We start from the raw sequence: 26,262 nt of genomic DNA, 5'->3' as shown, positions 1-26,262 counted from the left end.
CGTTTCCCCCGGATTGCCCCGATGCGCCTTCCCCCGCTCCCGCGCCGTGCCCTGTTGCTGGTGCTGTGGCTCGCGGCCGTCGGAATAACCGCCTGCAAGCGCGATCCCGCGCCGACCGATGCGGGCACCTCCGGTGCGCTCGCCGTGACCACCGCCCCGGCCACCCCGCGCACACTGGCGCAAGGCGTCACCGTTTCCGGCGCGGTCGCCGCGGTCGAAGACATGCAGCTTGGGGTGGAAGTCAGCGGCTTGCGCGTGACCTCTCTCGACGTCGATGTCGGGCAAACCGTGAAGCGGGGCCAGCTGCTGCTCACCCTCGACCACCGCACCCTCGATGCCGACCTCGCCCAGGCCGAAGCCGCATTGCGCGAGGCCGAGGCCGGTGCTGCGCTCGCGCGTTCCAACCTCGCGCGCGGCGAGCAGCTCGCCGGCGGCAAGTACATCAGCGCCGGCCAGCTCGACGAATTGCGCGCCACGCGCACCCAGGCCGAGGCGCGACTGAGCACCGCGCGCGCCGCACGCGATGCATCGGCCTTGCGTCGCAGCTTCGCCGACCTGCGCGCACCCGCGGCCGGGATCATCAGCAAGCGCCTGGTGCAGCCGGGCCAGGTCGTCGCCGCCGGCACCGAATTGCTGCGCCTGATCCGCGACGGTCGGCTCGAATGGCGCGCGGAACTGCCTGCCTCGCAACTCGCACTGGTCGGCCCGGGCGACCTCGTCCGCCTGCACGGCCGCGATGGCAACGATGTGACCGGACGCGTGCGCGCGGTCAGCCCCGGCGTCGATGCGGACACCCGCACCGGCACGGTCTACGCCGACCTGCCGCAACCCGACGGCCTGCAGACCGGTACCTACCTCGAAGGACGGATCGAATCCGGCAATACGCAGGCGCTGGCGGTGCCCACCGCGGCGGTGGTGCTGCGCGACGGCTTTCCCTGCGTGTTCACCGTGGACGCACAAGGCAAGGCGCAACAGCGGCGGATCGAAACCGGCAGTGCCGACGGCGGCTGGACCGAAGTGCGCAGCGGCCTGAAGGTGGGCGAACGCGTGGTGGTGGAAGGCGCCGGCTTCCTCACCGACGGAGACCCGGTCCGCGCGGTGGCGGCGACCCATGTTTCCACCACCACGATGACGCCGGCGGAAATCGCCGCCGCGGCCGCCATCACGCCTGCCGAGGCCGCGGCCCGGGTTGCGGAAGCCGCGGCCGCCGCCAACGACAAGGCCGGCAAGCGGTGAGCGGCGGCGGCAACCTCTCGTCGTGGGGCATCCGCAACCCGGTGCCCGCGATCATGCTGTTCTTCGTGCTGTGCGTGGCCGGCCTGTGGGGCTACCACAAGCTTCCCGTCGCGCGTTTCCCGGACATCGCCTTCCCGATGACCGTGGTGACCATCATCCAGCCGGGCGCCTCGCCCTCGCAGCTGGAAACCGAAGTGACCCGGCGCGTGGAAGACGCGGTGGCGACGCTGGACAACGTCAAGCGCGTGACCTCGACCGTGGTCGATGGCACCAGCACCACCGCGATCGAATTCCAACTCGACACCGACCTGCTCGCCGCACTCAACGACACCAAGGACGCGGTCGCGCGGATCCGCATGGACCTGCCGCAGGACATCCAGGAGCCGGTGGTGTCGAAGGTGGAGATCGGCGGCTCGCTGCTGACCTACGCGGTGAGCGCGCCGCGCATGGCGCCGGACGAATTGTCGTGGTTCGTCGATCGCCAGGTGGCGCGCGCGATGTACGGCATCGACGGCGTCGCCGCTATGAACCGCATCGGCGGCATCGACCGCCAGGTGCGCGTCGACCTCGATCCGCAGGCGCTGGAGGCCTACGGCATCACCGCCGGCGAAGTCTCGCAGCAGCTCGCGCAGACCCAGGTCGAGCGCCCCGGCGGCAAGGCCGAACTCGCCGGCGCGCAGCAGGCGATCCGCACCATCGCGACCGTCGGCGACGCGCAGCAGCTGCGCGACTTCAACCTCGTGCTCGGCAACGGTCGCAACGTGCGCCTGTCCTCGATCGCGCGCATCACCGACGGCGCCGCCGACCCGACCCAGGCGGCGCTGCTCGACGGCAAACCGGTAGTCGGCTTCTCGCTGTCGCGTTCGCGCGGTTCCGACGAACTGAAGGTGCGCGATGCGGTGAAGGCCGAACTCGACGCGTTGGCGAAGGCCAACCCCGGCGTCAGCTTCGACCTCATCACCGACATGAGCGAGGAAACCGAGCGTTCCTACCATTCGTCGATGGAAATGCTGTTCGAGGGCGCGCTGCTGGCGCTGGCGGTGGTGTGGTGGTTCCTGCGCGACTGGCGCGCGACCTGGGTCAGCGCGATCGCGCTGCCGCTGTCGATCATCCCGACCTTCGCGGTGATCCAGTGGCTGGGCTTCAGCCTGAACATGATCACGCTGCTGGCGTTGAGCGTGGTGGTCGGCATCCTCGTCGACGATGCGATCGTGGAGATCGAGAACATCGTGCGCCACCGCGCGATGGGCAAGACGCCGGTCGATGCCGCGCGCGATGCCGCCGACGAGATCGGCACCGCGGTGATCGCGACTTCGGTGACGCTGGCCGCGGTGTTCATCCCGGTCGCGTTCATGCCTGGCATCGCCGGCAAGTTCTTCCGCGAATTCGGCTGGACCGCGGCGACCGCGGTGCTGTTCTCGCTGCTGGTCGCGCGGTTGCTGACGCCGATGATGGCCGCGTATCTGCTGAAACCGCACGGCGAGGAACGCGGCGAAGGCAAGCTGATGCAGCGCTACCTGCGCTGGGTGGATTCGGCGCTGCGCAACCGCTGGAAGACGCTCGGCATCGCGACCGCGCTGTTCGTGCTGTCGCTGGCGCTGATCCCGCTCATTCCGACCACCTTCATCCCGACCTCCGACCTCGGCCGCAGCATGCTGTCGTTGGAACTCGCGCCGGGCACGCGCATCGAGGACACAACGCGCATGGCCGAACGCGCGCGCCGCCTGCTCGACGGCATCCCCGAACTGAAGCAGGTGTTCGCGCAGATCGGCAGCGTTCCCGACCTCGGCGATCCGGCCAAGAGCGGCGTCGCCGACGCGCGCAAGGCGGTGCTGACGCTGGACTGGGGCAAGGCGAAATCGCGCGACCGCGACCAGCGCGCCCTGGAAGAAGTGGCGCGACAACGCGTCGCCGACCTGCCCGGCACCAAGGTCAGCTACCTCAGCAACGAACCCGGCGAACAGTTGATGCTGGTGCTCGCCGGCGACGACCCGGTCACGCTCGATGCCGCGGCGCTCGCGGTCGAACGCGACCTGCGCGGCATCCGCGGGCTCGGCAGCGTGTCTTCCTCCGCATCGCTACTGCGCCCGGAACTGCAGATCCTGCCCGACCCGGCGCGCGCCGCCGACCTGGGTGTCTCCACCGCGGCGATCGCCGAAGCCGCGCGCGTGGCGACCGCGGGCGACTACACCCAGCGCATGGCCAAGCTCAACCTGCCCGACCGCCAGGTGCCGATCCGCGTCGGCTTCGCGCGCGATGCGCTGCACGACCCGGCGACGCTCGGGCAGTTGCGCGTGCCCGGCAAGGCCGGCGCGGTGCCGCTGGACGCGGTTGCCGAGATCCGCGACGGCAGCGGTCCGTCGGTGATCAGCCGCTACAAGCGCCAGCGCAACGTCACCCTCACCGCCGAGCTCAACGGCCGCCCGCTCGGCGAAGTGATGGCCGAGGTGCAGAAGCTGCCGTCGGTGCAACATTTGCCGGGCGGCGTGTCGTTCATCAACACCGGTGATGCGGAAATCTTCGTCGAGCTGTTCACCGGCTTCCTGATGGCAATGGTCGCGGGCATCGCCTGCATCTACATGGTGCTGCTGTTGCTGTTCAAGCATCCGGTGCAACCGCTGACCATCCTCAGCGCGATCCCGCTGTGCGCGGCCGGCGCGTTCGGCGCGCTGCTGATCACCCGCAACATGCTGTCGCTGCCGGCGTTGATCGGGCTGCTGATGCTGATCGGCATCGCCACCAAGAATTCGATCCTGCTGGTCGACTACGCGGTGATGGCCGAGGACCAGCACGGCCTCAGCCAGCACGATGCGCTGGTCGATGCCTGCCGCAAGCGCGCGCGCCCGGTGGTGATGACCACGATCGCGATGGGCGCGGGCATGCTGCCGCTGGCGCTGGGTTTTTCCGGCGATTCCAGCTTCCGCGCGCCGATGGCGTGGGCGGTGATCGGCGGCTTGATCACCTCGACCGCGCTCAGCCTGATCGTGATCCCCGCCGCCTACACCGTGCTGCACGACCTCGGCGACTGGGTGAAGCGCAAGTTGCGCCGTGGCGGAGCGCCGGCACGCGCGCATTGACCGATTGCGGTTCGCAACCGCCGAAACGACAACGCCCGGCAATGCCGGGCGTTGTTCGTTCGCGGCTGCGCTTCAGTTGACCGTGCCGGTCTTCTTGCCGAAGAACTTGCGCCACAAGCCCGCCAACGCGGCCAACCCGAGCACGATGAATTTCTTGGCCGCCAGCAACAGCACGCCGAGCTTGGCGAACAGCCCCGCCTTCGCCGCGATGCCGCCGCCGATCAGCGCGGCGATGCCGTAGGCGGCGAGCTTGTCGGTCTTGGGATCGTAGTCGGCGTAACGCTTGCCTGCCTCGAAATCGACCATCGGCAGCAGTTCCTGCATGCCCGCCTTCACCGCGGCGACGTCGTTCATGCCGGCGACCGCGTTCATGCTCAGGTAGCCGCTGCGGCCGAGCACGCGGATGTCGTAGTTGAGCGTGTGCTGCGGCGCGCCTTCGGCCGAGAGTTCGCGCGCCCAGTACAGTTTCTTGCTCGCCGAATCGTAGTGCGGCGGCTCGGCCCAGCCGACCAGGTGCAGCGCCGAATAGCCCGCCTTCTTGCGTTCGGCGTTGCTGTCCTCGGTTTCTTCCTGCATCTGCTTCAGCAGCTTCGGGTAGTCGGTCTCGGCCGCGTCCTCGTCGGAGACGTGGCCGTCGTCGGCTTCGGTCAGTACCACCGCCCAGGAATGCTCGTCGTCGAGCGGCACCGAGGTTGGAACCACCATGCCGAGCACGCTGTCGTCCGGCGGATTGCCCCACAAGTCCTCGAGCACCTTGCGCGCATCGGGCGTGTCGAGGAAGCGGAACTGCGAGCCGAGGTTCAGGTGCGCATCCGCCTGTGCCAGGGCGACGTCGCCCTGGCGGAAATGCAGCGACGACACCAGCTGCGCCGCCTTTGCGTCTTCATTGTTGTCCTGCGCCCAGGCCATGCCCGGCGCGAGCAACGCAATCGCTAGCGCGGCGCACAGGCCGCGCATCGTCATTCCACGCATCGTGTTCCCCTTTCCATGGATCGGCGTCCCCACGCCGCGACCGCAAGTGTTGCCGGCCTGAACCGTTTCGCGCAAGCAAGTAGGGGCGACCAGCCGGTCGCCCCTACGAACGCAAGCCGACCCCGCGCTTCAACAGCCACAAGCCCAGCGACGCCAACGCGACGACGAAGGCGAGCATCAGCGAGTAGGCGATCCACAACGGCACGTCGCTGACGCCGAGCAGGCCGTAGCGGAACGCGTTGACCATGTAGAAGATCGGGTTGAGATGGGTCGCGGCTTCGGCCGGGCCGGGCAGCAACTTCACCGAATAGAACACGCCGCCCAGGTACGTGAGCGGCGTAAGGATGAAGGTCGGGACGATGGCGATGTCGTCGAACTTCTTCGCGTACACGGCATTCACGAAGCCGGCGAGCGAAAAGATGGTCGCGCCCAGCAGCACCGACGACACCATCACCAGCGGATGCGGCACGCGCACCTTGGTGAACAGCATCGCGATGCACAGCACGATCGCGCCGACCATGATCCCGCGCAGCACCGCGCCGGCGACGTAGCCGGTGAGGATCACCCAGTTCGGCATCGGGCTGACCAGCAGTTCCTCGACGTGGCGGCCGAACTTGGCGCCGAAGAACGAGCTGGAGATGTTGCCGTAGCTGTTCTGGATCACGCTCATCATCACAAGTCCGGGGACGATGAAATCCATGTAGCGGATGCCGTCCATGGTGCCGACGCGCGAGCCGATCAGGCCGCCGAAGATCAGGAAGTACAGGGTCATGGTGATCGCGGGCGGCATCAGGGTCTGGCCCCAGATGCGCAGGATGCGCATCACCTCGCGGCGCACGATGGTGCCGAGCGCGACCAGGTTGCGGTCGGCGACCGGCGTCGTTTCCAGCGATTGCGCGCTCATGCCGCCCGCTCCTGATCGGCGTGATCCTGCTTGCTGGTGAGGCGCACGAACAATTCCTCCAGGCGGTTGGTCTTGGTGCGCATCGAACGCACGCGGATGCCGGCGGCTTCGAACGCGGCGAACACGCGGTTCAGGTCCATCGCGCGCGGCATGTCGAGGTCGAGGGTATGGCCGTCGGCAGCGATGAGCGTCGCACCTTCGATGGTCGGCAACGCGGCGGGAACCGCGCCTTCGATGTCGAACAGGAAGCCTTCGACGTCGAGCATCGCCAGCAGCGACTTCATCGGCCCGCGCTCGACGATGCGGCCGTGGTCGATGATCGCGAGGTTGCGGCACAGGCTCTCCGCTTCCTCCAGGTAATGCGTGGTGAGGATGATCGTGGTGCCGGCGGCATTGATCTCGCGCAGGGTCTTCCACATGCCGCGGCGGATCTCGATGTCGACGCCGGCGGTGGGCTCGTCGAGGATCAGCAGGCGCGGCTGGGTCATCATCGCCCGGGCGATCATCAGCCGCCGCTTCATGCCGCCCGAGAGCGTGCGGCTCATCTTGTCGGCCTTGTCCCACAGCTGCGCGCCACGCAGCACCTCCTCGGCGCGGACCAGCGCCTGCGCGCGCGGCACGCCGTAGAAACCCGCGTAGTTCACGCAGATGTCCAGCGGCTTCTCGAACATGTTGAAGTTGATTTCCTGCGGCACCAGGCCGATCAGGCGCATCGCGGCGTCGCGGTCGGCGTCGATGTCGGTGCCGAACACCGAGACCTCGCCCGAGGTCTTATTGACCAGCGAGCTGACGATGCCGATCAGGGTCGACTTGCCGGCGCCATTGGGCCCCAGCAGGGCGTAGAAATCGCCGGGCTGCACGTCGAGCGAGACGCCCTTCAACGCCTCCACGCCGTTGTCGTAGGTCTTGCGCAGGTCGCGCACGCGCAGTGCGGGCGCGTTGGAATCGTTCATCGGGGGGCTCCGCGGCGGCGCGGACAGGGGAACGGAGCGGTTAGTATAGGCGCCCGCATGCGGGCGCTCCCGCCACGCTGCGTTGCAATTTCCGGGCGAAACCGCGTGGCCATCGTTCACTTCCCGCTGAAACTGACCGCGCGCCGGATGATCGCGCCGAGCGTGGCCCACCTATCGTTCCGACGCGACGACGGCCAGCCGCTGGACTACATCCCCGGCCAGTTCATCCAGGTGCATTTCCAGTACGCCGACGGCAGCCCGGCGCGGCGCAGCTATTCGCTCGCGACCATCCACGACCATGTGCTGGGCGCGGGCGAAACCGTCGAAATCGCGGTGAGCTATGTGCCCGGCGGCGCCGCGACCGCGCTGTTCGAAGGCCTGGCCGAAGGCGGCACGATCGACGCCAGCGGTCCCTACGGCCGTTTCTGCCTGCTTCCGGGCGATGCGAACCGCCGCTACCTGCTTATCGGCACCGGCACCGGCATCACCCCGTACCGGGCGATGCTGCCCCAGCTCGAAACGCTGATGCGCGAACGCGGTGTCGAAGTCGTGCTGCTGCAGGGCGCGCGCAATCCCGGCGAATTGCTGTACGGCGACGAGTTCCGCGCGTTCGCCGATGCGCAACCGAATTTCCGCTACGTCCCCTGCCTGTCGCGCGAATTGCCCGAAGCCGGTTCCGCGCTCGCGCACGACGACGTGCGCCACGGCTACGTGCAGAACGCACTGGCCGAATTCGCGCCGGACGCGGAAGGCGACATCGCCTACCTGTGCGGCAACCCGAACATGGTCGATGCCTGCTTCGAGGCGCTGAAGGCCGCGAACCTGCCGGTGCCGCACATCCGCCGCGAGAAGTACGTCAGCAACAAGTGACGGCAGGATGCCGTCATCCCGTGCAGGCCATGGATGGCCGTTGACACGGGATCCAGCTTTTCAGCTTCCTCTGTCAAGCACGCTTGACAACCCGGAATCCCGCGCCTATCGTGCCTGTCAACTTTCCTTGACAGACCACCGCCGTGCCCCGGGCTTCGCGCAATTTCCTGATCGCCGCCGTCGTGCTGTTCGCCTGCGCCGCGGGCCTGCCGCGCGTACTGCCGATATCGGACACGCTCGACGGCATGTTGTACGGCATGGGCGCGGGCTGCCTGTTCGGCGCCGCCTTCCGATGGTTCGCGCCGGACGCCTGCGACGCCTCCACGCCGACGCTTCGCCGCCGCTATTTCCGCGAATTCCTGCCGCCGATGTCGGCCTACGTCGTGCTCGTGTTCCTTTCGCTGTGGCTGCTGAAGCGGGTCGACGCGCCGGCGCTCCGCGCCCTGGTCGCGCTGCTGCCGCTGCCGCCGATCGCGTTCGCGTTGCGCGCGATCATGCGTTTCATCCGCGATGCCGACGAACTGCAACGCCGGATCGAACTCGAGGCGGTGGCCTTCTCCAGCGCGTTCGTGTCCTTCGCCTACCTCACCGGCGGCTTCCTGCAGGCCGCGCGCGTGATCGACGTGCGCGCCGCCGACGCGATGCTGTGGGTGTTCCCGCTGACCTGCCTCGCCTACGGCGTGGTCAAGGCCGTGGTCTCGCGGCGCTACGGCTGATGGAAAGCCGGGTGCGCGAACTGCGGGAACGCCGCGGCTGGTCGCAGGGCGAGCTGGCCGAGCGGCTCGACGTCTCGCGCCAGACCATCAACGCGATCGAGACCGGCAAGTACGACCCGAGCCTGCCGCTGGCGTTCCGCATCGCGAAGCTGTTCGGACAGTCGATCGAACGCATCTTCCTCCCCGACCACGCCTGAGGCCTGCCTTGTCCACGAACGAACGACCGGCTTCCGGCCACGACGAGAACCGCGAGCGCCAACTGCAAGGGTCCGGCATCGCCTTCCTCGGTAGCGGCGTCGCGTTCCTCGGCGTGGGCGTGGCGACGAAGATGATCGTTTTCACCATGCTCGCGCCCACATTCATCGCGCTGGGCATCGTGTTCCTCGTCCGCGCGCGCCGCCGCCCGCACGGCGACGGTCAGCGCTAACCCTTTCGCAACAGGAGTCTCCCGGATGTCACCGCGCAACATTTTCCGCATCGGCGTGGCCGTGGCCGCGCTGGGCTGGTTGGGATGGAGCTGGTACCGCACGCACCACGCGGTCGATGCGCCCGGCAAGCCGACGACCACGAAAGCCGCCACCGCCGCGCCGCCGGCGAAACCGCGCATGTACGGCCGCATCGCCTTCCATCCCTGCACGCTGGCGCCGCAATACGGCGCGCTCAGCGTGGAAGCGCAGTGCGGCACGCTGTCGGTGCCGGAAGATCGCGCGCAACCGAATGGCCGCAAGCTCGCGCTCGCCATCGCCTGGGTTCCCGCGAGCGACAACGGCGAGGTCGCGGACGACCCGGTGTTCATGCTCGCCGGCGGCCCCGGCCAGTCCGCGCGCGACAGTTACCCGCAGGTCGCGGGGGCGTTCGGCGACGTGCTCAAGCACCGCAACGTGGTGCTGGTCGACCAGCGCGGCACCGGCGGTTCGAACCTGCTTTCCTGCGACAGCGGCGACGCGGACGAAACCGATGCCTCGACCGCCGCCGCGGTGGCGATGGCGCAACGCTGCATCGCCGAATTGTCGAAGAACGCCGACCTGCGCTTCTACACCACCACCGACGCGATCGCCGACCTCGAGGACGTGCGCACGGCGCTGGGCGTCGCGCAGCTCAACCTCATCGGCATCAGCTACGGCACCCGCGTCGCGCAGCAATACGCGATGCGCCATCCGGCCTCGACCCGCAGCATCGTGCTCGATTCGACCGTGCCCAACACGCTCGGCCTCGGCAACATCTTCGCCCGCAACCTCGACGACGCGCTTGCGCTGCAGTTCGCGCAATGCACGGAAGCGCCGGCGTGCAAGGCGCGCGTCGGCGAGCCGCGAGCCGAACTGTCGAAGCTGATGGCGACATTGCGCACGAGCCCGCCGACGGTGCGCTACCGCGACGCCGGAACCGGCGAATGGCGCGAGGACACGCTGTCGCCCGACCGCATCGCAGGCATGGTGCGAATGTATGCCTACATGCCGCTGGTCGCGACCATCCTGCCGGTGCTGATCCACGACGCCAACGAAGGCCATTACGAAAACCTCGCAGCGCTCAGCCGCATGATGCAGGGCGAGATGAAGGACGCAATGGCGATGGGCATGCAGATGTCGGTGGTCTGCAGCGAGGACGCCGACAGCATGGTCGCGCGCAAGGAGGACGCGGACACGCTGCTCGGCAACGGCATGACCGAGGCGATGGCGGCGATCTGCAAGGTCTGGCCCAGGGGCGACATGCCCGCGGATTTCCACAAGCCGCTCGCGACCAGGGTGCCCGCGCTGGTGCTGGAAGGCGAGTTCGACCCGGTCACCCCGCCGCGCTACGGCGAGGAAGTCGTGCGCACGCTCCCGAACGGCCGGCTGCTGGTGCTGCGCGGCCAGGGCCACAACGTGATCGGCGCCGGCTGCATGCCCAAGCTGTTCGCGCAATTCCTGCAGGACGCGAACGCGAAGACGCTCGATGCGAAGTGCCTCGACACCCTCGCCTACGCGCAACCCTTCACTTCCTTCAACGGATGGCAGCCATGATCGTCGCCGAACACCTGCGCAAGACCTTCCCCGGCAAGGGCAAGGACAAACAGCGCGTCATCGCCGTCGACGACGTGTCGTTCGAGGCGCGCGACGGCGAGATCACCGGCCTGCTCGGCCCCAACGGCGCCGGCAAGACCACGACCTTGCGCATGCTGTACACGCTGATGCGGCCCGAAACCGGGCGCGTGCTGGTCGATGGCCGCGACGTCGCCGCCGACGCGGTCGCGGCGCGGCGCGCGCTGGGCGTGCTGCCGGACGCACGCGGCGTGTACAAGCGCCTGACCGCGCGCGAGAACATCGCCTACTTCGGCGAGCTGCACGGCCTGTCGCCGGGCGACATCGCCGAACGCACGCGGGTGCTGGCCGAAGCGCTGCAGATGGAGGATTTCCTCGATCGCCAGACCGAAGGATTTTCGCAGGGCCAACGCACCAAGACCGCGATCGCGCGCGCGCTGGTGCACGACCCGCGCAACGTCATCCTCGACGAGCCCACCAACGGCCTGGACGTGATGACCACGCGCGGCCTGCGCGCGTTCCTGAAGCAGCTGCGCGCGGAAGGTCGTTGCGTGATCTTCTCCAGCCACATCATGCAGGAGGTCGCCGCGCTCTGCGATCGCATCGTGGTCATCGCGCACGGCCGCGTGGTCGCGCAAGGCACGCCGGGGGAATTGCGCGCGCATGCCGGCGCGGACAACCTCGAGGACGCGTTCGTGAAACTGATCGGCAGCGAAGAGGGGCTGCACGCATGAAGAACATGCTGACCGTGTTGTTCAAGGAATTGCGCGAGCTTTCGCGCGACCGCCGCACGCTGATGCTGGCCTTGCTGTTCTCGCCGCTGCTCGGCCCGATCCTGATGATCGGCATGCAGCAGATGGGCGAAAGCAAGGCCAAGTCGGAGATGGAGAAGCCGCTCGCGGTCGCCATCGTCGGCGCCGAACGCGCGCCCAACCTGGTCGCGTGGCTGGCCGGACAGGGTATCGCGCGCAAGCAAGTCGCCGATCCCGACGCCGCCATCCGCGCGCAGAACGAGGACGTGTACATCCGCATCGACGACAAGTTCGACGAGCACTGGGCGAAGGGCGAGCCGGCGCTGGTCGAGGTCGTCAGCGACAGCACGCGCCAGGACGCGGCGATCCCGGTGGCGCGCGTGCAGTCCGCGCTGAAGCTCTACGGCCAGCAGGTCGGCGCGCTGCGCCTGCTCGCGCGCGGCATCAATCCCGGCGTCGCCTCGCCACTGGCGGTGGCGGACAAGGACTTGTCGTTGCCGGAAGCGCGCAAGTCGCTGGCGACGTTCTTCATTCCCTACCTGTTGCTGATCAGCGGTTTCCTCGGCGGCGCCGCGCTGGTGATCGACGCGACCGCGGGCGAACGCGAACGCCAGTCGCTGGAACCCTTGCTGGCGACGCCGGCGCCGCGCAGCGCCATCGTCAGCGGCAAGATCCTCGCCGCCTGCCTGCTCGGCATGGCCTCGCTGTTCCTCAGCCTGCTCGCATTCAAGGTCGGCGGGCAGCTGTCCGAAGGCATGGGCCGGCAATTGAGCCTGAGCGCGTTCGCCATCCTCGAGCTGCTGCTGATCATTTCGCCGATGGTGGCGCTCGGCAACGCGCTGCTCACCTTCATCGCCTCGGGCGCGAAATCGGTGAAGGAAGCGCAGAGCTTCCTCTCGGTGCTGATGCTGGTGCCGATGCTCCCGTCGATCCTGCTGTTGATCCACCCGGTCAAGAACCAGTTGTGGATGTTCGCGGTGCCGTTCCTGTCGCAGAACCAGGCGATCGTGAAGGTGGTGCGCGGCGAGGCGATCGCACCGATGGAATGGCTGGTGTACCTGGGCGCGGGCTTCGGCGTGGCCGCGCTGTTGTGGTACGCGGCCGTGCGCCGCTACCGACAGGAGAAGCTCGCGATCTCGGCCTGAGGCCTGCGCTACCCGAGCAAAGAAAAAGCCCGGCAATGCCGGGCTTTTTCGTGACCGCTTCCCGGGATCAACCGCCGGGGTTGAAGCCGATGGTGCGGCGGCTGGTCACCGGGGAACTCACCGGCTGGAATTTCCAGCGCTTGACCGCGTTCAAGGCCTCGCGGTCGAACACGCGCGGAGGATCGGCGCGCACCACGCGCGCCGAAGTCACCGAGCCATCGGTGCCGACGGTGAATTCGACCTGGACCTCGCCGGCGGTGCCGTCGCGATATGCCTCCGGCGGATAGCGTGGCGAAGGCGTGCTGATCGGACGCAGGTCGTTCGACGACGCCTGCGCCGGCGCGCTTTGCTGTTGCGCGGTGCGTTGCGCGGCGGCGCGATCCGCCGCGGCCTTGTCGGCGGCAGCCTTGTCCGCCGCGGCCTTGTCGGCGGCGGCTTTGTCCGCCGCGGCCTTGGCATCGGCGGCCTGCTGCGCGGCCAACTGCTGCGCGGCCTGCTGTTGCAGTTTCTGCTGGTCGGCCAGGCGCTGCTTCTCGAGGTCGGCCTGTTTCTTGGCGTCCTCCTCGGTCTTGGCCGCGGCATCGGCGGTGCGCTGGGCGAGGCTGGCCTGCGCGTCGGCGATGCTCTGCTTCAGGCGCGGCAGCGCCGGCGCTTGCGGATTGGTCTTCTCCATCAGCGCGTACAGGCGTTGCGCCTCCGAGAAATCGTCGCGGTTGATGCTCTGTTCGGTCGCGATCAGCGTGTACGGCATCAGGTCGGTGAGCGCACTCGCCACCGCCGGATCGTTCGGCGACTTGTCGCGCAACGCGAGGTAGTACTCCATCGCGTTGTTGCCGGCCGGCGCGTACAGGCGTTGCTCGCGCAATGCGGCGCTGGCCGCTTCGCGCAGCTGTTCCGCGCCCATCGCCGCGACCTCGGCGGAAACCGCCACCGGCGGCGGCGCGACGGCCTGTGCAGCCTCTTGCGTGGCCGCCGGCCCGGCCTGTTCGGCCGTGTTGTCCTTCTTGCACGCGGCCAGCGCGCACACCAGCATCACCCCGGCGACGAGCCGCATGTCCGGCCGCCGCGGAACCTGTTTCGACTTCGACATCTGCACCACTCCCCCGTTGCGTCCTACGGACGCCTCCACCCATTAGGACGCGTCAGCGGGCGGGATTTGTCAACTGCTCGGCCCCGGATCAGGCAGTTTTCGCTCATTTCCCGATGCAGAAGGTCGCGAAAATGTGACCGAGTAGCGCATCCGGGAGCACGCGGCCGGTGATCTCGCCAAGCGCATCGTGGGCGCGGCGCAGGCTGTCCGCGGCGAGTTCGGGCCGCGCCGAGGCGAACCCGGCGGCGGCTTCGCCGAGCAGGCCGTGCGCGTGGCGCAGCGCTTCGACGTGGCGCGCGCGCGCGCTGAATGCCCCTTCCCCGCCGCCGCCCGCCAGGCTCCGCAGCCGCGCATGCAAGGCTTCGAGGCCTTCGCCGGTTCGCGCGGAGACGAGGAGCCCCTCCGACCCCGCCGCCGGTGCGGACGGCAACAGATCGCGCTTGTTGAGCAGCCAGACGACCTCGGGGACGCCTGCGAGCGCGCTTTCGACGGCAGCGCGCCCCGCCTCCGGATCGCGCGCGTCGAGCACGACCAGCGCGGCATCGGCGCGCGCGAGTTCGTTGCGGGCACGACGCATGCCCTCGCGTTCGATCGCATCGCCCTGCTCGCGCAGGCCGGCGGTATCGACCAGGGTCAGTTCGATCCCGTCGACGCGGATGGTTTCCTGCAGCAGGTCGCGGGTAGTGCCGGGCATGTCGGTGACGATCGCGCGATCACTGCCGGCAAGCGCGTTCAACAGCGAGCTCTTGCCCGCGTTCGGAGGGCCGACGATCACCGCGTGCAGACCGTCGCGCAGGCGCCTGCCCTGCTCCGCAGCGGCAAGCAATGCAGCGAGTTGTCCGCGCGCGGCATCGAGGCGTCGGCGCAATGCCGCTTCACCGTCGGCATCGAGTTCTTCGTCGCTGAAATCGATCGAAGCTTCCAGTTGCACGCGCAGCGCAATCAGCGTGTGCGCGAGCGCATCGACGCGTTGCGAGAATTCGCCTTCCAGCGAACGCCGCGCCGCGCGCGCCGCGCGCAGGTCGGCGGCGGCGATCAGGTCGGCGACGGCTTCGGCTTGCGCGAGGTCGAGGCGGCCGTTTTCCCAGGCGCGTTCGCTGAATTCGCCGGCACGGGCGCGCCGGGCACCGAGCGCGCAGCAGGCTTCGAGCATTTCGTGCAGCACGACCGGGCTGCCATGCGCCTGCAGTTCGACCACATCCTCGCCGGTGTAGCTGGCGGGCGCGACGAACAGCAACGCGATGCCGTCGTCGACGACCGCGCCTTCGCGATCATGGAATCGCACGTGGTGCGCCTGGCGGGGACGCAGCCCGCGTTTGCAGATGCGTTCGGCGATGTGCCGCGCCCGAGGCCCGGACAGGCGCACGATGCCGATGCCGCCGCGACCGGCGGCGCTGGCAATCGCGGCGATGGTGTCGCGTTCGTGCATGCGCCGATGATGCCGCGCGCGGCGAAGATCGCGTTACGCGGTCTTCGCCTTCGGTTCGCCGTACTTGCGCAGCATGTACCACTGCTGCGCCAGGCCGAGTCCGCCGTTCGCGACCTGGTAGAGCACCAGGCCCGCAGGCAGGAACATCAACACAACGCCGAAGATCAGCGGCATGAACTTCATCATCTTCTGCTGGGTCGGGTCCATGCCCGGCGCCGCCGGCATCATGTGCTGGGTCGCGAACATGATTCCCGCGTTCAGCACCGGCAGGATGAAGTACGGGTCGCGCGCGGTGAGGTCGTGGATCCAGCCGATCCACGGCGCCTGCCGCAGTTCCACCGCTTCGGACAACACCCAGTACAGGGTCATGAAGATCAGCATTTGCGGGATCACCGGCAGGCAGCCACCCATCGGATTGATCTTTTCCTTCTTGTACAGCTCCAGCATCGCCTGCTGGTACTTCTGCTTGTCGTCGCCGTAGCGTTCCTTCAACTGTTGCAGGCGCGGCTGGAAGCGGCGCATCTGCGCCGCCGACTTGTACTGCGCATTCGACAGCGGGAACAGCGCGATCTTGAGCAACACCACGAGACCGATGATCGCCCAGCCCCAGTTGCCGATCAGCGCATGCAGGTGCGAAAGGATCCAGAACAGGCCCTGCCCCAGCATCGCGAACAACGCGAAGCGGCTGTAGTCCACCGCGCGATCGAGGCCGGGCACGTCCTGCGCCTTGAGCTGCGACACCAGCTTGGGGCCGATCCACAGCCGCGCATCGCTCGACCCGCTCTGGCCCGGCGCAAGCGTGAACTGCGGGCCGCTCGCGGAGATGCTGTCCTGCATGCCATTTTGCGCGAGCGCGTACAGTGCGCCCTGGTCCTTTTGCGGGATCCACGCGACGAAGAAGTGGTGCTGCAGGATCGCCAGCCAGCCACCGCTGATGGTTTTGTCGAGGTGGCCGTCCTTGAGGTACTTGTCGTCGAAACGGCGGCGTTCGTATCCATCGGATGGACTGAACCAAGTCGCGCCGTGGAAGCTGTACGACTCGGGGTTCACCATGCTGCTCTTGAGCTGCTGCGGCACCCGCACCAGCTGGCGCGAAACGTAGCCCTGCCACGCAGCCGTTCCATCGTTGCGCACACGGTCGCGCACCGCGATCACGTAACTGCCGCGGGTGAGCACGTATTCGCGACGAACGACGACGCCTTCGGCAGTGCGCGCTTCGAATGGCACCACCAGCTGCTGTTGCGCGGGCGCGAGCGACACGCTGCGCGCGGCATCGACCGGCGCGAACGCCAGCGGCTTCGCCGAAGCGCCTGCGCCCGACATCCATGCGCTGTTGGCGGCGTAGAACTGCGTGGGAGCGGTGTCGAGCAGCCGCACCGGTTCGCTGTTTGCGGCTTCGCTGCGCGGGTATTGCAGCAGGTCGGCGACCTGCACGCCGTCGCCGGCGAGTTGCAGGCGCAGCACGTCGGTGCGGACCTCGACCGTCGGCATCGCCTGCACGACGGCCGGCTGCACGGGTTGGACAAGCGCGGCACCGGGAGCCGTCGGGATCGTCCCATTCGGAGATGGAACGCCAGCGGTCGCCGCCGGCGCGCTTTGCGCGGTCGTTGCGTTCGCGGTAGCCGGCGCCTTGGGCGCGTGATCCGCGCTCCACTGCATCCACAGCAGGGTGGCCACGGCGAGCCAGGCGAAGAACAGGAGGTTGCGGGTCTGGTTCATCGGGCAGGCGTACTCAGCCGGAATGCGTATCCGACTTGGATGGGGTTGGAGGCGCTGGCTCGCAAGCCGCGCGCATTGTGCCGGTGGGGACTGCCGCGGGCAAAGCGCCGGCACGCAGCAGTAGTTGCGAAAAGACGCTTCGCAACGCAGCGTTGTCGAGCGTCGTTGCAGGCGTACGTGCGACAAGCACGAAGTCCGCGGGTGCCAGTTGCGGGCGCAGGTTGCGGAAAGCTTCGCGCAGCGCGCGCTTGATCCGGTTGCGGCCGACCGCGTTCGGATCGACCTTGCGCGACACCGCGATGCCCAGCCGTGGCTGCTCGGAGGCGAGCCAGTGCAAGGCCAGCGCAGGTGCGGCGACTCGGCGCCCGGTCTCGAATACGCGCGCGAAATCGGCACGCTGCCGCAAGCGCGCGGTCTTCGGAAAGGAGGAGGGCCGGGCCCTTGGCGCGGCCGAAGTCACGGGCAACCGCGGCCCCGGAGGGCCGGCGACGATTACGCCGTAAGGCGCTTGCGGCCCTTGGCGCGGCGACGCGCCAACACCTTGCGGCCGTCGGCGGTCTTCATCCGCGCACGGAAGCCGTGATCGCGCTTGCGCTTGAGGTTGCTGGGCTGGTAGGTGCGCTTGGTGGCCATGGCGGCAAGAAAATGCGGCGGAAAAGAGGCGGAATGGTACGCAGGATGCTCGTCCTGGTCAATGCCATTGCGTGGTTACCGCAAATGCCCTGATTCCCGCGACGAGCCCGTTGGCGCGTTCCGGAGGCGATGGTAGGCTGCCGTCCACTCCCTACTTATCCACAGCGCACGGCCTGCCCGCGCCGCTGTCCTGTCGACGAGATTCACGGATGGATGCCTGGCCCCGCTGCCTGGAACGCCTGCAAGCCGAATTTCCGGCCGAGGATGTGCATACCTGGCTCAAACCCTTGCAGGCCGACCAGCGCGACGACGGGCTTGTGCTGTATGCGCCCAACGCGTTCGTGATGGAGGAAGTCCGCGGCCGCTATCTCGAGCGTATCCGCGAACTGCTCGCCTACTACGCCGGGACCGGGACGGTCAGCCTCGAGATCGGCACCAGCCGCAAACCCGTGGTCGCGGCGCTAGCGGCCGCCACCCCGTCTACCGTTGGCGAGCCGTTCCACGGCAACCTCGACCCGCATTTCACCTTCGACACCTTCGTCGAAGGCCGCAGCAATCAGTTCGGTCGCGCCGCGGCGTGGCAGGCGGCGCAGAAGCCCGGCGACCGCGCCCACAACCCACTCCTGCTTTACGGCGGCACTGGCCTCGGCAAGACCCACCTGATGTTCGCCGCCGGCAACGAGATGCGCCGGCAGAACCCGGCGGTGCGGGTGATGTACCTGCGCAGCGAGCAGTTCATGAACGCCTTCACCAAGGCGCTGTACGACAAGTCCAGCGGCGGCATGGAAGCGTTCAAGCGCCAGTTCCAGGGCATCGACGCGCTGCTGATCGACGACATCCAGTTCTTCGCCGGCAAGGACCGTACCCAGGAGGAGTTCTTCCACACCTTCAACGCGCTGTTCGACGGCCGCCAGCAGATCATCCTGACCTGCGACCGCTACCCGCGCGAAGTCGAAGGCCTGGAACCGCGGCTGAAATCACGGCTCGGCTGGGGTTTGTCGGTGGCGATCGACCCGCCCGATTTCGAAACCCGCGCGCAGATCGTGCTGGCCAAGGCGCGCGAGCGCGGCGCGACGATTCCCGACGACGTCGCCTTCCTGATCGCCAAGAAAATGCGCTCGAACGTGCGCGAACTCGAGGGCGCGATCAACAAGCTTACCGCCGATGCTCGCTTCACCGGTCGTGCGATCACGCTGGAATTCGCCCAGGAAACGCTGCGCGATCTGCTGCGCGCGCAGCAACAGGCGATCGGTATTCCCAACATCCAGAAGGTCGTCGCCGATTACTACGGCCTGCAGATCAAGGACTTGCTCTCCAAGCGCCGCACGCGATCCCTCGCACGCCCTCGCCAGGTCGCGATGGCGCTGGCCAAGGAACTGACCGAGCACAGCTTGCCCGAGATCGGTGACGCCTTCGCCGGCCGCGACCACACCACGGTGCTGCACGCCTGCCGCCAGATCCGCAACCTGATTCAGATCGATGGCAAGCTGCGCGAAGACTGGGATAAGCTCATTCGCAAGCTCAGTGAATAAGTCGGTGGATAGCCGACCGGTTTTACGTGGGTTGTGATTCGCGAGGGACGGGGAATGACAGTGATCCACAGCTTGTCCCCGGCCTGCCGACGGGTTTTCGGACGTTTTTATTGCTGTGAATTTCTTGTTAAATCAACATGTTAACTTGTTTTTCCCGCGCAAACGGAAGCACTAGCTCCACCGCTCTTGATTTGAAATCTGTCCTTCAAACAACAACCGGGTAGCCAACAGATGCGTTTCAGCCTGCAGCGTGAAGCTTTCCTGAAGCCATTGGCCCAGGTCGTCAACGTGGTCGAACGCCGACAGACTTTGCCGGTGCTTGCTAACCTGCTGGTGCAGGTCAAGGACGGACAGCTCTCGTTGACCGGCAGCGATCTGGAGGTGGAAATGGTCGCGCGCATCGCAGTCGACGATGCCAAGGACGGTGAAATCACGATTCCTGCGCGCAAGTTGTTCGACTACGTACGTGCCCTGCCCGACGGTAGCAAGGTCGCGGTGTCGCAGTCGGGCGACAAGATCCAGGTCCAGGCCGGACGCAGCCGCTGTAACCTGACCAGCCTGCCGGCCAACGATTTCCCCTCGGTGGACGAGGTCGAGGCGACCGAGCACGTCACCGTGCCGGAAGCTGCCTTGAAGGAACTGATCGAACGTACCGCGTTCGCAATGGCGCAGCAGGATGTGCGTTATTACCTCAACGGACTGCTATTCGACCTGCGCGAAGCCAGTCTGCGTTGCGTCGCCACCGACGGCCATCGCCTGGCCCTGTGCGAAGCGCCCCTGGGTTCGGGCGGAGGGACCAAGCGCCAGATCATCGTCCCTCGCAAAGGCGTGACTGAACTGCAACGCCTGCTCGAAGGCGGCGACCGCGATGTGGAGCTGGAGTTGGGTCGCGGCCACATCCGGGTCAAACGCGACGACGTTACTTTCACCAGCAAGCTGATCGACGGGCGTTTCCCTGATTACGAGGCGGTGATTCCGATCGGTGCCGACCGTGAGGTGCGGATCGACCGCGAAGCCCTGCGCGCTGCCTTGCAGCGCGCGGCGATCCTGTCGAACGAGAAGTATCGCGGCGTCCGTATCGAGGCCTCCCCCAACCTGCTGCGCATCAGCGCCCATAACCCGGAGCAGGAAGAGGCACAGGAAGAAGTCGAGGCCGATACCAAGGTCGAAGGCTTGGCGGTCGGCTTCAACGTCAACTACTTGCTGGAAGCCTTGACCGCCCTTCGCGACGAGCAGGTTGTGTTGCAGTTGCGCGACGCCAATTCCTCGGCGTTGGTGCGGGAGGCCGGCAGCGAACGTTGCCGTCACGTGGTGATGCCGCTGCGCCTGTGACGCAGGCCAAGCCGGGCGCTGTGTTCCACGTGGAACCAGCCGAGGCGCTCGACCTTTCATGCACCTGACCCGTCTGCGTGTCCGCGACCTGCGTTGCGTGATCGACGCGGAAATCGAGCCACATGCCCGGCTGAACGTAATCACTGGCCTGAACGGCGCCGGCAAGAGCAGCTTGCTCGAGGCCATTCATCTGATCGCCTATGGCAGGAGTTTCCGTGGCCGTGTCCGAGACGGCCTGATAGGTAGCGGCTCCTCCGCCGTCGAGGTCTTTGTCGAATGGGCCGAACGGAACCGGCTCCGACGAGCCGGCCTTCGCCACACGGGGGCCCGCTGGGAAGCGCGACTGGACGGCGAACCCGTCGATCTGCTCGGTACGCTGAGCGCGGCGGTCGCCGTTCTCACCTTTGAGCCCGGCAGCCACGCCCTGATCGACGGGTCGAGCGAGGTCCGGCGCCGCTATCTGGATTGGGGCTTGTTCCACGTGGAACCGAGCTTCCTTTCGCACTGGCGGCGCTATGCCCGGGGGTTGAAACAACGCAATGCGCTGCTGAAACAAGGGGCGGCTAATCAGCTGCCGGCCTGGGAAATGGAAATGGCCGAGGCAGGCGAGCGGATCACCGAGGCGCGCCGCCGGTATGTTGGAGAACTGAGCTTGGGTTTGTCCGCCATGGCGTCAGCACTGTCGCCGGATTTGGGCCCGCTCGCGCTGGAGTTTGCCAGTGGCTGGAAGGAGCAGGATCTGGCGCTGGCCGACGCCTTGTTGCTGGCCCGGGATCGCGATTTCGCCGCCGGTTTCACGACCGTCGGCCCGCATCGCGCGAACTGGCGGCTGCATTCGTCGTTATGGCCGGCCGGCGAGGCGCCATCGCGCGGCCAGGCCAAGCTGTGCGCGTTGGCTTGCCTGTTGGCCCAGGGGGAACATTTCCGGAAAACCCGGGGTGAAGCCCCGATCTTCCTGTTGGACGATTTCGCGGCCGAACTCGATCGGCGCCACCAACAGCGGCTTCTGGAGGTCCTGCGGGGCGAGGTCTGGCAAGTCTTCATGACCGGAACCGAGTCGCCACAAGGGCTTGAAGACGCGGATTTCGCCGGATTCCACGTGGAACGAGGGCATGTCCGTACAGCTTGAGGAATGTTATACTCGGCGCCCCAATCCCAATAGATAATGTGTCGCTTCGGATCGATGCCGGCGCGGCGCGCTGCCTATGTCCGAACAACCTCCTCACGACACGCCGGATTCCGGCAACCAGAACTACGATTCCTCCAAGATCACCGTGCTGCGCGGCCTTGAAGCCGTCCGCAAGCGGCCGGGCATGTACATCGGCGACGTGCACGACGGCACCGGCCTGCACCACATGGTGTTCGAGGTCGTCGACAACTCGGTCGACGAAGCGCTTGCCGGCCACGCCGACGACATCGTGGTCACCATCCACGAGGACGGTTCGGTGTCGGTGTCCGACAACGGCCGCGGCATCCCGGTCGACATCCACAAGGAAGAGGGTGTGTCCGCGGCCGAGGTGATCCTCACCGTGCTGCACGCGGGCGGCAAGTTCGACGACAACAGCTACAAGGTTTCCGGCGGTCTGCACGGCGTCGGCGTGAGCGTGGTGAACGCGTTGTCGTCAAAACTCACGTTGAACATCTGGCGCGACGGCGGCCATTACGAGCAGGAATACGCGTTGGGCGAACCGGTGTATCCGCTGAAACGCGTTTCCGAATCGAATAAGCGCGGCACGCTGCTGCGGTTCTGGCCGGCAGCGGAAATCTTCACCGATACCGAATTCCACTACGACATCCTCGCGCGCCGCCTGCGCGAACTGTCTTTCCTCAATTCCGGCGTGAAGATCACGCTGGTCGACGAGCGCGGGGAAGGGCGGCGCGACGTGTTCCAGTACGAAGGCGGCATCCGCTCCTTCGTCGAGCACCTGGCGCAACTGAAGACGCCGCTGCATCCGAACGTGATTTCGGTCAGCGGCGAACAGAACGGGATCACGGTCGATGTCGCCTTGCAGTGGACCGACAGCTACCAGGAAACGATGTTCTGCTTCACCAACAACATCCCGCAGAAGGACGGCGGCACCCATTTGCAGGGCTTCCGCGCGGCATTGACGCGCACGCTCACCAACTACATCGAACAGAACGGCATCGCCAAGCAAGCCAAGGTCTCGCTCTCCGGCGACGACATGCGCGAGGGCATGATCGCGGTGCTGTCGGTGAAGGTGCCGGATCCGAGCTTCTCCTCGCAGACCAAGGAGAAGCTGGTGAGCTCCGACGTGCGCCCGGTGGTGGAATCCACCTTCGGCGCCAAGCTCGAGGAATTCCTGCAGGAACACCCGCACGAAGCCCGCGCCATCGCCGGCAAGATCGTCGATGCGGCTCGCGCGCGCGAGGCCGCGCGCAAGGCCCGCGATCTCACGCGGCGCAAGGGCGCGCTCGATATCGCGGGGTTGCCGGGCAAGCTCGCCGATTGCCAGGAAAAGGATCCGGCGCTGTCCGAACTGTTCATCGTCGAGGGCGACTCGGCGGGCGGCTCGGCCAAGCAGGGCCGCAATCGCAAGACCCAGGCGATCCTGCCGCTCAAGGGCAAGATCCTCAACGTCGAACGCGCGCGCTTCGACCGCATGCTCGCGTCGGCGGAAGTCGGCACCCTTATCACCGCGCTCGGCACCGGCATCGGCAAGGACGAATACAACCCGGACAAGCTGCGCTACCACCGCATCATCCTGATGACCGACGCCGACGTCGACGGTTCGCACATCCGCACGTTGCTGCTGACCTTCTTCTACCGGCAGATGCCGGAGCTGATCGAGCGCGGCCACGTCTACATCGGTCTGCCGCCGCTGTACAAGATCAAGCAGGGCAAGAACGAGTTCTACCTCAAGGACGACGCAGCGCTCGACGCTTATCTTGCGAACAACGCGGTGGATGGCGCGCAATTAATTCCGGCGCAGGGCGAGCCATCGATCGAGGGCACGGCGCTGGAATCGCTGTTGCTAGCGTTCGCTGGCGCGCGCGAAGCGATCGCGCGCAACGCGCATCGCTTCGATCCGATCGTGCTCGAGTCGCTGATCGACTTCACCCCGCTGGATGCGGCATCGCTGGCCGAACACACCGACGAGGCGCACGAACTCGAGGCATTGGCCGCGAAATTGAATCGCGGCGGCCTAGGCAAGCCGCGTTATGCGCTCAAGCTGCAACCAGCAACCCCGCAACACCCGGCAGCGTTGTTGATCACCCGCTTGCACATGGGCGAGGAACTGACCCAGGCGCTGCCGCTGTCGATCTTCGAGCATGGCGAGCTCAAGCCCTTGCGTGAAGCGGCCGCTGTACTGCACGGATTGATCCGCGAAGGCGCGCAGATCGTGCGCGGCAACCGTGCGCAGCCGGTCGTGAGCTTCGCCGAGGCGCAGGCGTGGTTGCTCGAGGAAGCCAAGAAAGGTCGCCAGATCCAGCGCTTCAAGGGCCTTGGCGAAATGAACCCGGAACAACTCTGGGACACCACGGTGAACCCGGACACCCGCCGCCTGCTGCGGGTCAAGATCGAGGATGCGGTCGCCGCCGACGCGATCTTCTCGACCTTGATGGGCGATGTGGTCGAACCGCGTCGCGAGTTCATCGAGGACAATGCGCTGAAGGTCGCCAACCTCGACGTCTGAGCCGGGCTTGACGCCATTTTCAGGTCCGGCCGCCTACAAGGGACGACTAGACCGGAGGGGACCATGCGCGCAATGAAAACCCTGTTGCTGTGCGCCGCCATCGCTACGGCGGTGGCGGCCTGTGCGACGACCAAGTCCCCGACTGGTCGCACGCAATACATCGGTGCGGTGTCGCAGGAACAGCTCAACCAGCTCGGGGCGCGGGCCTTCGCCGAGGTCAAGGCGAAAAAGGCCCAGACCACAGACGCGCGCCAGCGCACCTACGTTGGTTGCGTGGTCAATACCCTCGTTGCCCAGCTGCCGGCGCAATGGCGCACGACGGGCTGGGAATATGCTGTGTTCGTCGACAAGGAGCCCAACGCGTTCGCGCTTCCAGGCGGCAAGGTCGGGGTGTACACCGGAATCTTCACGGTCGCGAAGAACCAGGATCAGTTGGCGGCAGTAATCGCGCACGAGATCGGCCACGTCATCTCGCGCCACCACGAGGAACGCATCACGAACCAGATGCGGACCGAGACGGGATTGGGGCTCATCAGTGCATTGCTCGGCGCGCGTTACGGCGAAGGCGTGGCCCAGACCACCAACCAGCTTGGCGGCATGGCTGCGCAGGGCCTGTTCGTGTTGCCCAATTCGCGCACCCAGGAAAGCGAAGCCGACGTAGTCGGCCAGCAGCTGATGGCACAGGCCGGGTTCGACCCGCGCGCGGCGGTGAACCTGTGGCAGAACATGATCGCGGCGAACGGCAGCGGCCCGCCGCAGTGGCTGTCCACCCACCCGGATCCGAATAGCCGGCTCAAGGAAATGAACAACCGAGCCACGGGCCTGATGCCGGTCTACCAGCAGGCGCGCGCTTCCGGGCATGCACCCAAATGCGGATGAGCCCGCGCGAATCCGCTTTCTCCCTCAAACTGCCATAGCGTTCCGACCCTCACGAGGACCCTTCCATGAGCCCGATGCCCCGCACCATGACCGCGAACAAGAATTTCGCGAAAGCCCTGCTGATGGCGTTCATCCTGCTGGCGGTCGTTCCCGCAGCAACGCAGGCCAGGGACAGGAAGGACAATGGGTCCGAACAGTCCACCGAGCAAAAATACCCGCAGGCGACGCGCAAGCCGCCGGAGCAGAAAGTCGATTCCGACCTGCAAGCGAAGATCGAAAAGCTTTTCAAGGCCTACCAGAACAAGGACGCGGCTACGGTCGTGCAATTGGCCGACGAGGTGATTTCCAACCAGAAGGCGGGCGCGTACGAACATGCCCTGGCCGCGCGGATCGCCGGCGTCACCTTGCTCAACAACGACAACGACAAGGCGAAGGCGTACTTGGAACAGGCGGTCGCTTTCGACGGGCTGAGCAACAACGAGCACTACGAGTCGATGAACCTCCTGTCGCAAATGGACCTGATCGACAAGCAGTACGACAAGAGCCTGGCGTTGATCGATCGCTTCCTGGCCGAAACCAAGGCGCAGGATCCGGATTCATTCGTCATCAAAGGCAATGATCTGTATCGGCTCAAGCGGTATCCGGAGGCAATCGCCGCGCTGAAAACGGCGATCGACGCAAGCCCGGAGCCCAAGCCCGAATGGCTGAACCTGTTGATGGCGGCCTACTTCGACGCCGGCCAGCCTCAGGAAGCGACCAAGATCGCCGAAGAGCTGATCGCAAAACATCCGGACGACAAGGCCCTGCAGCTGAACCTTGCAGCCAGCTACATGCAGGCCGGACAGGATGACAAGGCGGCGGCCTTGCTGGAAAAGCTGCGGACGAGCGGCGGGCTGACCCAGCCGGAGGACTATCGCAACCTCTACGCGATGTACCTCAACCACGACAAGAACAAGGAAGGTATTGCCGTCATCCAGGAAGGGCTGCAAAAGGGCGTGCTCAAAGAGGACTTCGAGACCATGAATTCCCTGGCGCAAGCCTATTGGTTCTCTGGCCAGTCCGACCAGGCCATAGCCGCCTATCGCAAGGCCGCACCATTGGCCCCCGATGGCGAGACCTACCTCAACTTGGCGCGAGCCCTGTTGAACGAAGGCCAGATGGCCGCAGCTAGGCAGGCGGCCCAGCAAGCCCTTGACAAGGGGGTGCACAATCCGGGCGATGCCAAGAAAATCCTCGCCACCGGGAAATGATCGGCGGGATTGGTGTCGCCACCTCGCCTTGGTATAAGCTTGTAGATTCCCGCCGCCGTTATGTCGGCGGACCGGCCCGCGGCGCGGCGCCGGTATGCC

At 66.8% G+C, this 26,262-nt stretch carries 23 protein-coding genes; 15 read left to right on the top strand and 8 right to left on the bottom strand.

Annotated features, from left to right (window positions below; genetic code table 11):
- Window positions 1-21 precede the first annotated feature (21 nt).
- On the top strand, window positions 22-1,236 hold the full coding sequence (locus FNZ56_RS09390) for an efflux RND transporter periplasmic adaptor subunit (protein ID WP_143879587.1): 1,215 nt from the start codon (window positions 22-24) through the stop codon (window positions 1,234-1,236).
- Entirely contained in the window at window positions 1,233-4,313 is a 3,081-nt protein-coding gene (locus FNZ56_RS09385; protein ID WP_246064564.1) for an efflux RND transporter permease subunit, read from the top strand. Before FNZ56_RS09390 ends, FNZ56_RS09385 begins: the two co-directional genes overlap by 4 nt.
- 72 nt (window positions 4,314-4,385) lie before the next feature.
- On the opposite strand, the gene FNZ56_RS09380 is transcribed toward FNZ56_RS09385, so the two are convergent.
- The 3 genes from FNZ56_RS09380 to FNZ56_RS09370 form a co-directional block, all read right to left on the bottom strand.
- A complete protein-coding gene (locus FNZ56_RS09380; protein ID WP_246064562.1) occupies window positions 4,386-5,276 on the bottom strand; it encodes a DUF2167 domain-containing protein in 891 nt (296 codons plus the stop codon).
- 112 nt (window positions 5,277-5,388) lie between these two features.
- Window positions 5,389-6,189 (bottom strand): ABC transporter permease, encoded by an 801-nt coding sequence (locus tag FNZ56_RS09375; RefSeq protein ID WP_143879585.1) that lies wholly within the window; start codon window positions 6,187-6,189, stop codon window positions 5,389-5,391.
- Complete coding sequence (locus tag FNZ56_RS09370) at window positions 6,186-7,142, bottom strand: ABC transporter ATP-binding protein (RefSeq protein ID WP_143879584.1); 957 nt, start codon at window positions 7,140-7,142, stop codon at window positions 6,186-6,188. The genes FNZ56_RS09375 and FNZ56_RS09370 overlap by 4 nt, the downstream gene beginning before the upstream one ends.
- Before the next feature lie 105 nt (window positions 7,143-7,247).
- Between FNZ56_RS09370 and FNZ56_RS09365 the strand changes: the two genes are divergently transcribed.
- From FNZ56_RS09365 to FNZ56_RS09335, 7 genes are all read left to right on the top strand, one after another.
- Window positions 7,248-8,012, top strand: a complete 765-nt coding sequence (locus FNZ56_RS09365) for a ferredoxin--NADP reductase (protein WP_281286151.1) — start codon at window positions 7,248-7,250, stop codon at window positions 8,010-8,012.
- Between the two features lie 143 nt (window positions 8,013-8,155).
- Complete coding sequence (locus FNZ56_RS09360; RefSeq protein WP_143879583.1) at window positions 8,156-8,728, top strand: hypothetical protein; 573 nt, start codon at window positions 8,156-8,158, stop codon at window positions 8,726-8,728.
- Window positions 8,728-8,925, top strand: a complete 198-nt coding sequence (locus FNZ56_RS09355) for a helix-turn-helix transcriptional regulator (RefSeq protein ID WP_143879582.1) — start codon at window positions 8,728-8,730, stop codon at window positions 8,923-8,925. The genes FNZ56_RS09360 and FNZ56_RS09355 overlap by 1 nt, the downstream gene beginning before the upstream one ends.
- 8 nt (window positions 8,926-8,933) lie before the next feature.
- A complete protein-coding gene (locus tag FNZ56_RS09350) occupies window positions 8,934-9,155 on the top strand; it encodes a hypothetical protein (RefSeq protein ID WP_143879581.1) in 222 nt (73 codons plus the stop codon).
- Window positions 9,156-9,180: 25 nt separating this feature from the next.
- The gene (locus tag FNZ56_RS09345) at window positions 9,181-10,728 is read left to right on the top strand and encodes an alpha/beta hydrolase (RefSeq protein WP_143879580.1); all 1,548 of its coding nucleotides are present in this window, start codon (window positions 9,181-9,183) and stop codon (window positions 10,726-10,728) included.
- Entirely contained in the window at window positions 10,725-11,480 is a 756-nt protein-coding gene (locus tag FNZ56_RS09340; protein ID WP_143879579.1) for an ABC transporter ATP-binding protein, read from the top strand. The genes FNZ56_RS09345 and FNZ56_RS09340 overlap by 4 nt, the downstream gene beginning before the upstream one ends.
- Complete coding sequence (locus tag FNZ56_RS09335; RefSeq protein WP_143879578.1) at window positions 11,477-12,643, top strand: ABC transporter permease; 1,167 nt, start codon at window positions 11,477-11,479, stop codon at window positions 12,641-12,643. Before FNZ56_RS09340 ends, FNZ56_RS09335 begins: the two co-directional genes overlap by 4 nt.
- A 67-nt stretch (window positions 12,644-12,710) precedes the next feature.
- Here the strand turns inward: FNZ56_RS09335 and FNZ56_RS09330 are convergent, their stop codons facing one another.
- From FNZ56_RS09330 to rpmH, 5 genes are all read right to left on the bottom strand, one after another.
- Window positions 12,711-13,733: an energy transducer TonB gene (locus FNZ56_RS09330; protein WP_246064560.1), complete on the bottom strand. Its 1,023-nt coding sequence runs from the start codon at window positions 13,731-13,733 to the stop codon at window positions 12,711-12,713.
- Window positions 13,734-13,836: 103 nt separating this feature from the next.
- A complete protein-coding gene (gene mnmE / locus FNZ56_RS09325; protein WP_143879577.1) occupies window positions 13,837-15,162 on the bottom strand; it encodes a tRNA uridine-5-carboxymethylaminomethyl(34) synthesis GTPase MnmE in 1,326 nt (441 codons plus the stop codon).
- 33 nt (window positions 15,163-15,195) lie between these two features.
- Entirely contained in the window at window positions 15,196-16,881 is a 1,686-nt protein-coding gene (gene yidC / locus FNZ56_RS09320) for a membrane protein insertase YidC (protein ID WP_143879576.1), read from the bottom strand.
- A gap of 13 nt (window positions 16,882-16,894) precedes the next feature.
- Entirely contained in the window at window positions 16,895-17,341 is a 447-nt protein-coding gene (rnpA, locus tag FNZ56_RS09315; protein ID WP_143879575.1) for a ribonuclease P protein component, read from the bottom strand.
- Between the two features lie 32 nt (window positions 17,342-17,373).
- Complete coding sequence (rpmH, locus tag FNZ56_RS09310) at window positions 17,374-17,514, bottom strand: 50S ribosomal protein L34 (RefSeq protein WP_041043460.1); 141 nt, start codon at window positions 17,512-17,514, stop codon at window positions 17,374-17,376.
- 209 nt (window positions 17,515-17,723) lie between these two features.
- Between rpmH and dnaA the strand changes: the two genes are divergently transcribed.
- From dnaA to FNZ56_RS09280, 6 genes are all read left to right on the top strand, one after another.
- Window positions 17,724-19,046, top strand: a complete 1,323-nt coding sequence (gene dnaA, locus FNZ56_RS09305) for a chromosomal replication initiator protein DnaA (protein ID WP_143879574.1) — start codon at window positions 17,724-17,726, stop codon at window positions 19,044-19,046.
- A gap of 231 nt (window positions 19,047-19,277) precedes the next feature.
- Window positions 19,278-20,378, top strand: a complete 1,101-nt coding sequence (gene dnaN, locus FNZ56_RS09300) for a DNA polymerase III subunit beta (RefSeq protein ID WP_143879573.1) — start codon at window positions 19,278-19,280, stop codon at window positions 20,376-20,378.
- Window positions 20,379-20,436: 58 nt separating this feature from the next.
- On the top strand, window positions 20,437-21,507 hold the full coding sequence (gene recF / locus FNZ56_RS09295; RefSeq protein WP_143879572.1) for a DNA replication/repair protein RecF: 1,071 nt from the start codon (window positions 20,437-20,439) through the stop codon (window positions 21,505-21,507).
- A 76-nt stretch (window positions 21,508-21,583) separates the two neighbouring features.
- Entirely contained in the window at window positions 21,584-24,034 is a 2,451-nt protein-coding gene (gene gyrB / locus FNZ56_RS09290) for a DNA topoisomerase (ATP-hydrolyzing) subunit B (protein ID WP_143879571.1), read from the top strand.
- 72 nt (window positions 24,035-24,106) lie between these two features.
- A complete protein-coding gene (locus FNZ56_RS09285) occupies window positions 24,107-24,913 on the top strand; it encodes a M48 family metallopeptidase (protein WP_143879570.1) in 807 nt (268 codons plus the stop codon).
- 65 nt (window positions 24,914-24,978) lie between these two features.
- Window positions 24,979-26,163 carry a tetratricopeptide repeat protein gene (locus FNZ56_RS09280; RefSeq protein ID WP_143879569.1) on the top strand — a complete coding sequence of 395 codons (1,185 nt, stop codon included), beginning with the start codon at window positions 24,979-24,981 and terminating at the stop codon, window positions 26,161-26,163.
- Window positions 26,164-26,262: the final 99 nt, after the last annotated feature.

The organism is Lysobacter lycopersici, assembly GCF_007556775.1.
GTDB classification, from domain to species: Bacteria; Pseudomonadota; Gammaproteobacteria; order Xanthomonadales; family Xanthomonadaceae; genus Pseudoluteimonas; species Pseudoluteimonas lycopersici.
The sequence above is the reverse complement of the archived record's forward strand: the minus strand, read 5'-3'. Positions and strand labels throughout refer to the sequence as shown.

What these genes read in the sequence shown, in the direction of transcription:
- yidC (WP_143879576.1), bottom strand. Translation starts at nt 16,881, where the DNA reads ATGAACCAGACCCGCAACCTCCTGTTCTTCGCCTGGCTCGCCGTGGCC.
- FNZ56_RS09330 (WP_246064560.1), bottom strand. Translation starts at nt 13,733, where the DNA reads ATGTCGAAGTCGAAACAGGTTCCGCGGCGGCCGGACATGCGGCTCGTC.
- FNZ56_RS09340 (WP_143879579.1), top strand. Translation starts at nt 10,725, where the DNA reads ATGATCGTCGCCGAACACCTGCGCAAGACCTTCCCCGGCAAGGGCAAG.
- dnaN (WP_143879573.1), top strand. Translation starts at nt 19,278, where the DNA reads ATGCGTTTCAGCCTGCAGCGTGAAGCTTTCCTGAAGCCATTGGCCCAG.
- FNZ56_RS09380 (WP_246064562.1), bottom strand. Translation starts at nt 5,276, where the DNA reads ATGACGATGCGCGGCCTGTGCGCCGCGCTAGCGATTGCGTTGCTCGCG.
- mnmE (WP_143879577.1), bottom strand. Translation starts at nt 15,162, where the DNA reads ATGCACGAACGCGACACCATCGCCGCGATTGCCAGCGCCGCCGGTCGC.
- FNZ56_RS09355 (WP_143879582.1), top strand. Translation starts at nt 8,728, where the DNA reads ATGGAAAGCCGGGTGCGCGAACTGCGGGAACGCCGCGGCTGGTCGCAG.
- rpmH (WP_041043460.1), bottom strand. Translation starts at nt 17,514, where the DNA reads ATGGCCACCAAGCGCACCTACCAGCCCAGCAACCTCAAGCGCAAGCGC.
- FNZ56_RS09335 (WP_143879578.1), top strand. Translation starts at nt 11,477, where the DNA reads ATGAAGAACATGCTGACCGTGTTGTTCAAGGAATTGCGCGAGCTTTCG.
- FNZ56_RS09375 (WP_143879585.1), bottom strand. Translation starts at nt 6,189, where the DNA reads ATGAGCGCGCAATCGCTGGAAACGACGCCGGTCGCCGACCGCAACCTG.
- FNZ56_RS09345 (WP_143879580.1), top strand. Translation starts at nt 9,181, where the DNA reads ATGTCACCGCGCAACATTTTCCGCATCGGCGTGGCCGTGGCCGCGCTG.
- FNZ56_RS09390 (WP_143879587.1), top strand. Translation starts at nt 22, where the DNA reads ATGCGCCTTCCCCCGCTCCCGCGCCGTGCCCTGTTGCTGGTGCTGTGG.
- FNZ56_RS09280 (WP_143879569.1), top strand. Translation starts at nt 24,979, where the DNA reads ATGAGCCCGATGCCCCGCACCATGACCGCGAACAAGAATTTCGCGAAA.
- FNZ56_RS09370 (WP_143879584.1), bottom strand. Translation starts at nt 7,142, where the DNA reads ATGAACGATTCCAACGCGCCCGCACTGCGCGTGCGCGACCTGCGCAAG.
- gyrB (WP_143879571.1), top strand. Translation starts at nt 21,584, where the DNA reads ATGTCCGAACAACCTCCTCACGACACGCCGGATTCCGGCAACCAGAAC.
- recF (WP_143879572.1), top strand. Translation starts at nt 20,437, where the DNA reads ATGCACCTGACCCGTCTGCGTGTCCGCGACCTGCGTTGCGTGATCGAC.
- dnaA (WP_143879574.1), top strand. Translation starts at nt 17,724, where the DNA reads ATGGATGCCTGGCCCCGCTGCCTGGAACGCCTGCAAGCCGAATTTCCG.
- FNZ56_RS09285 (WP_143879570.1), top strand. Translation starts at nt 24,107, where the DNA reads ATGAAAACCCTGTTGCTGTGCGCCGCCATCGCTACGGCGGTGGCGGCC.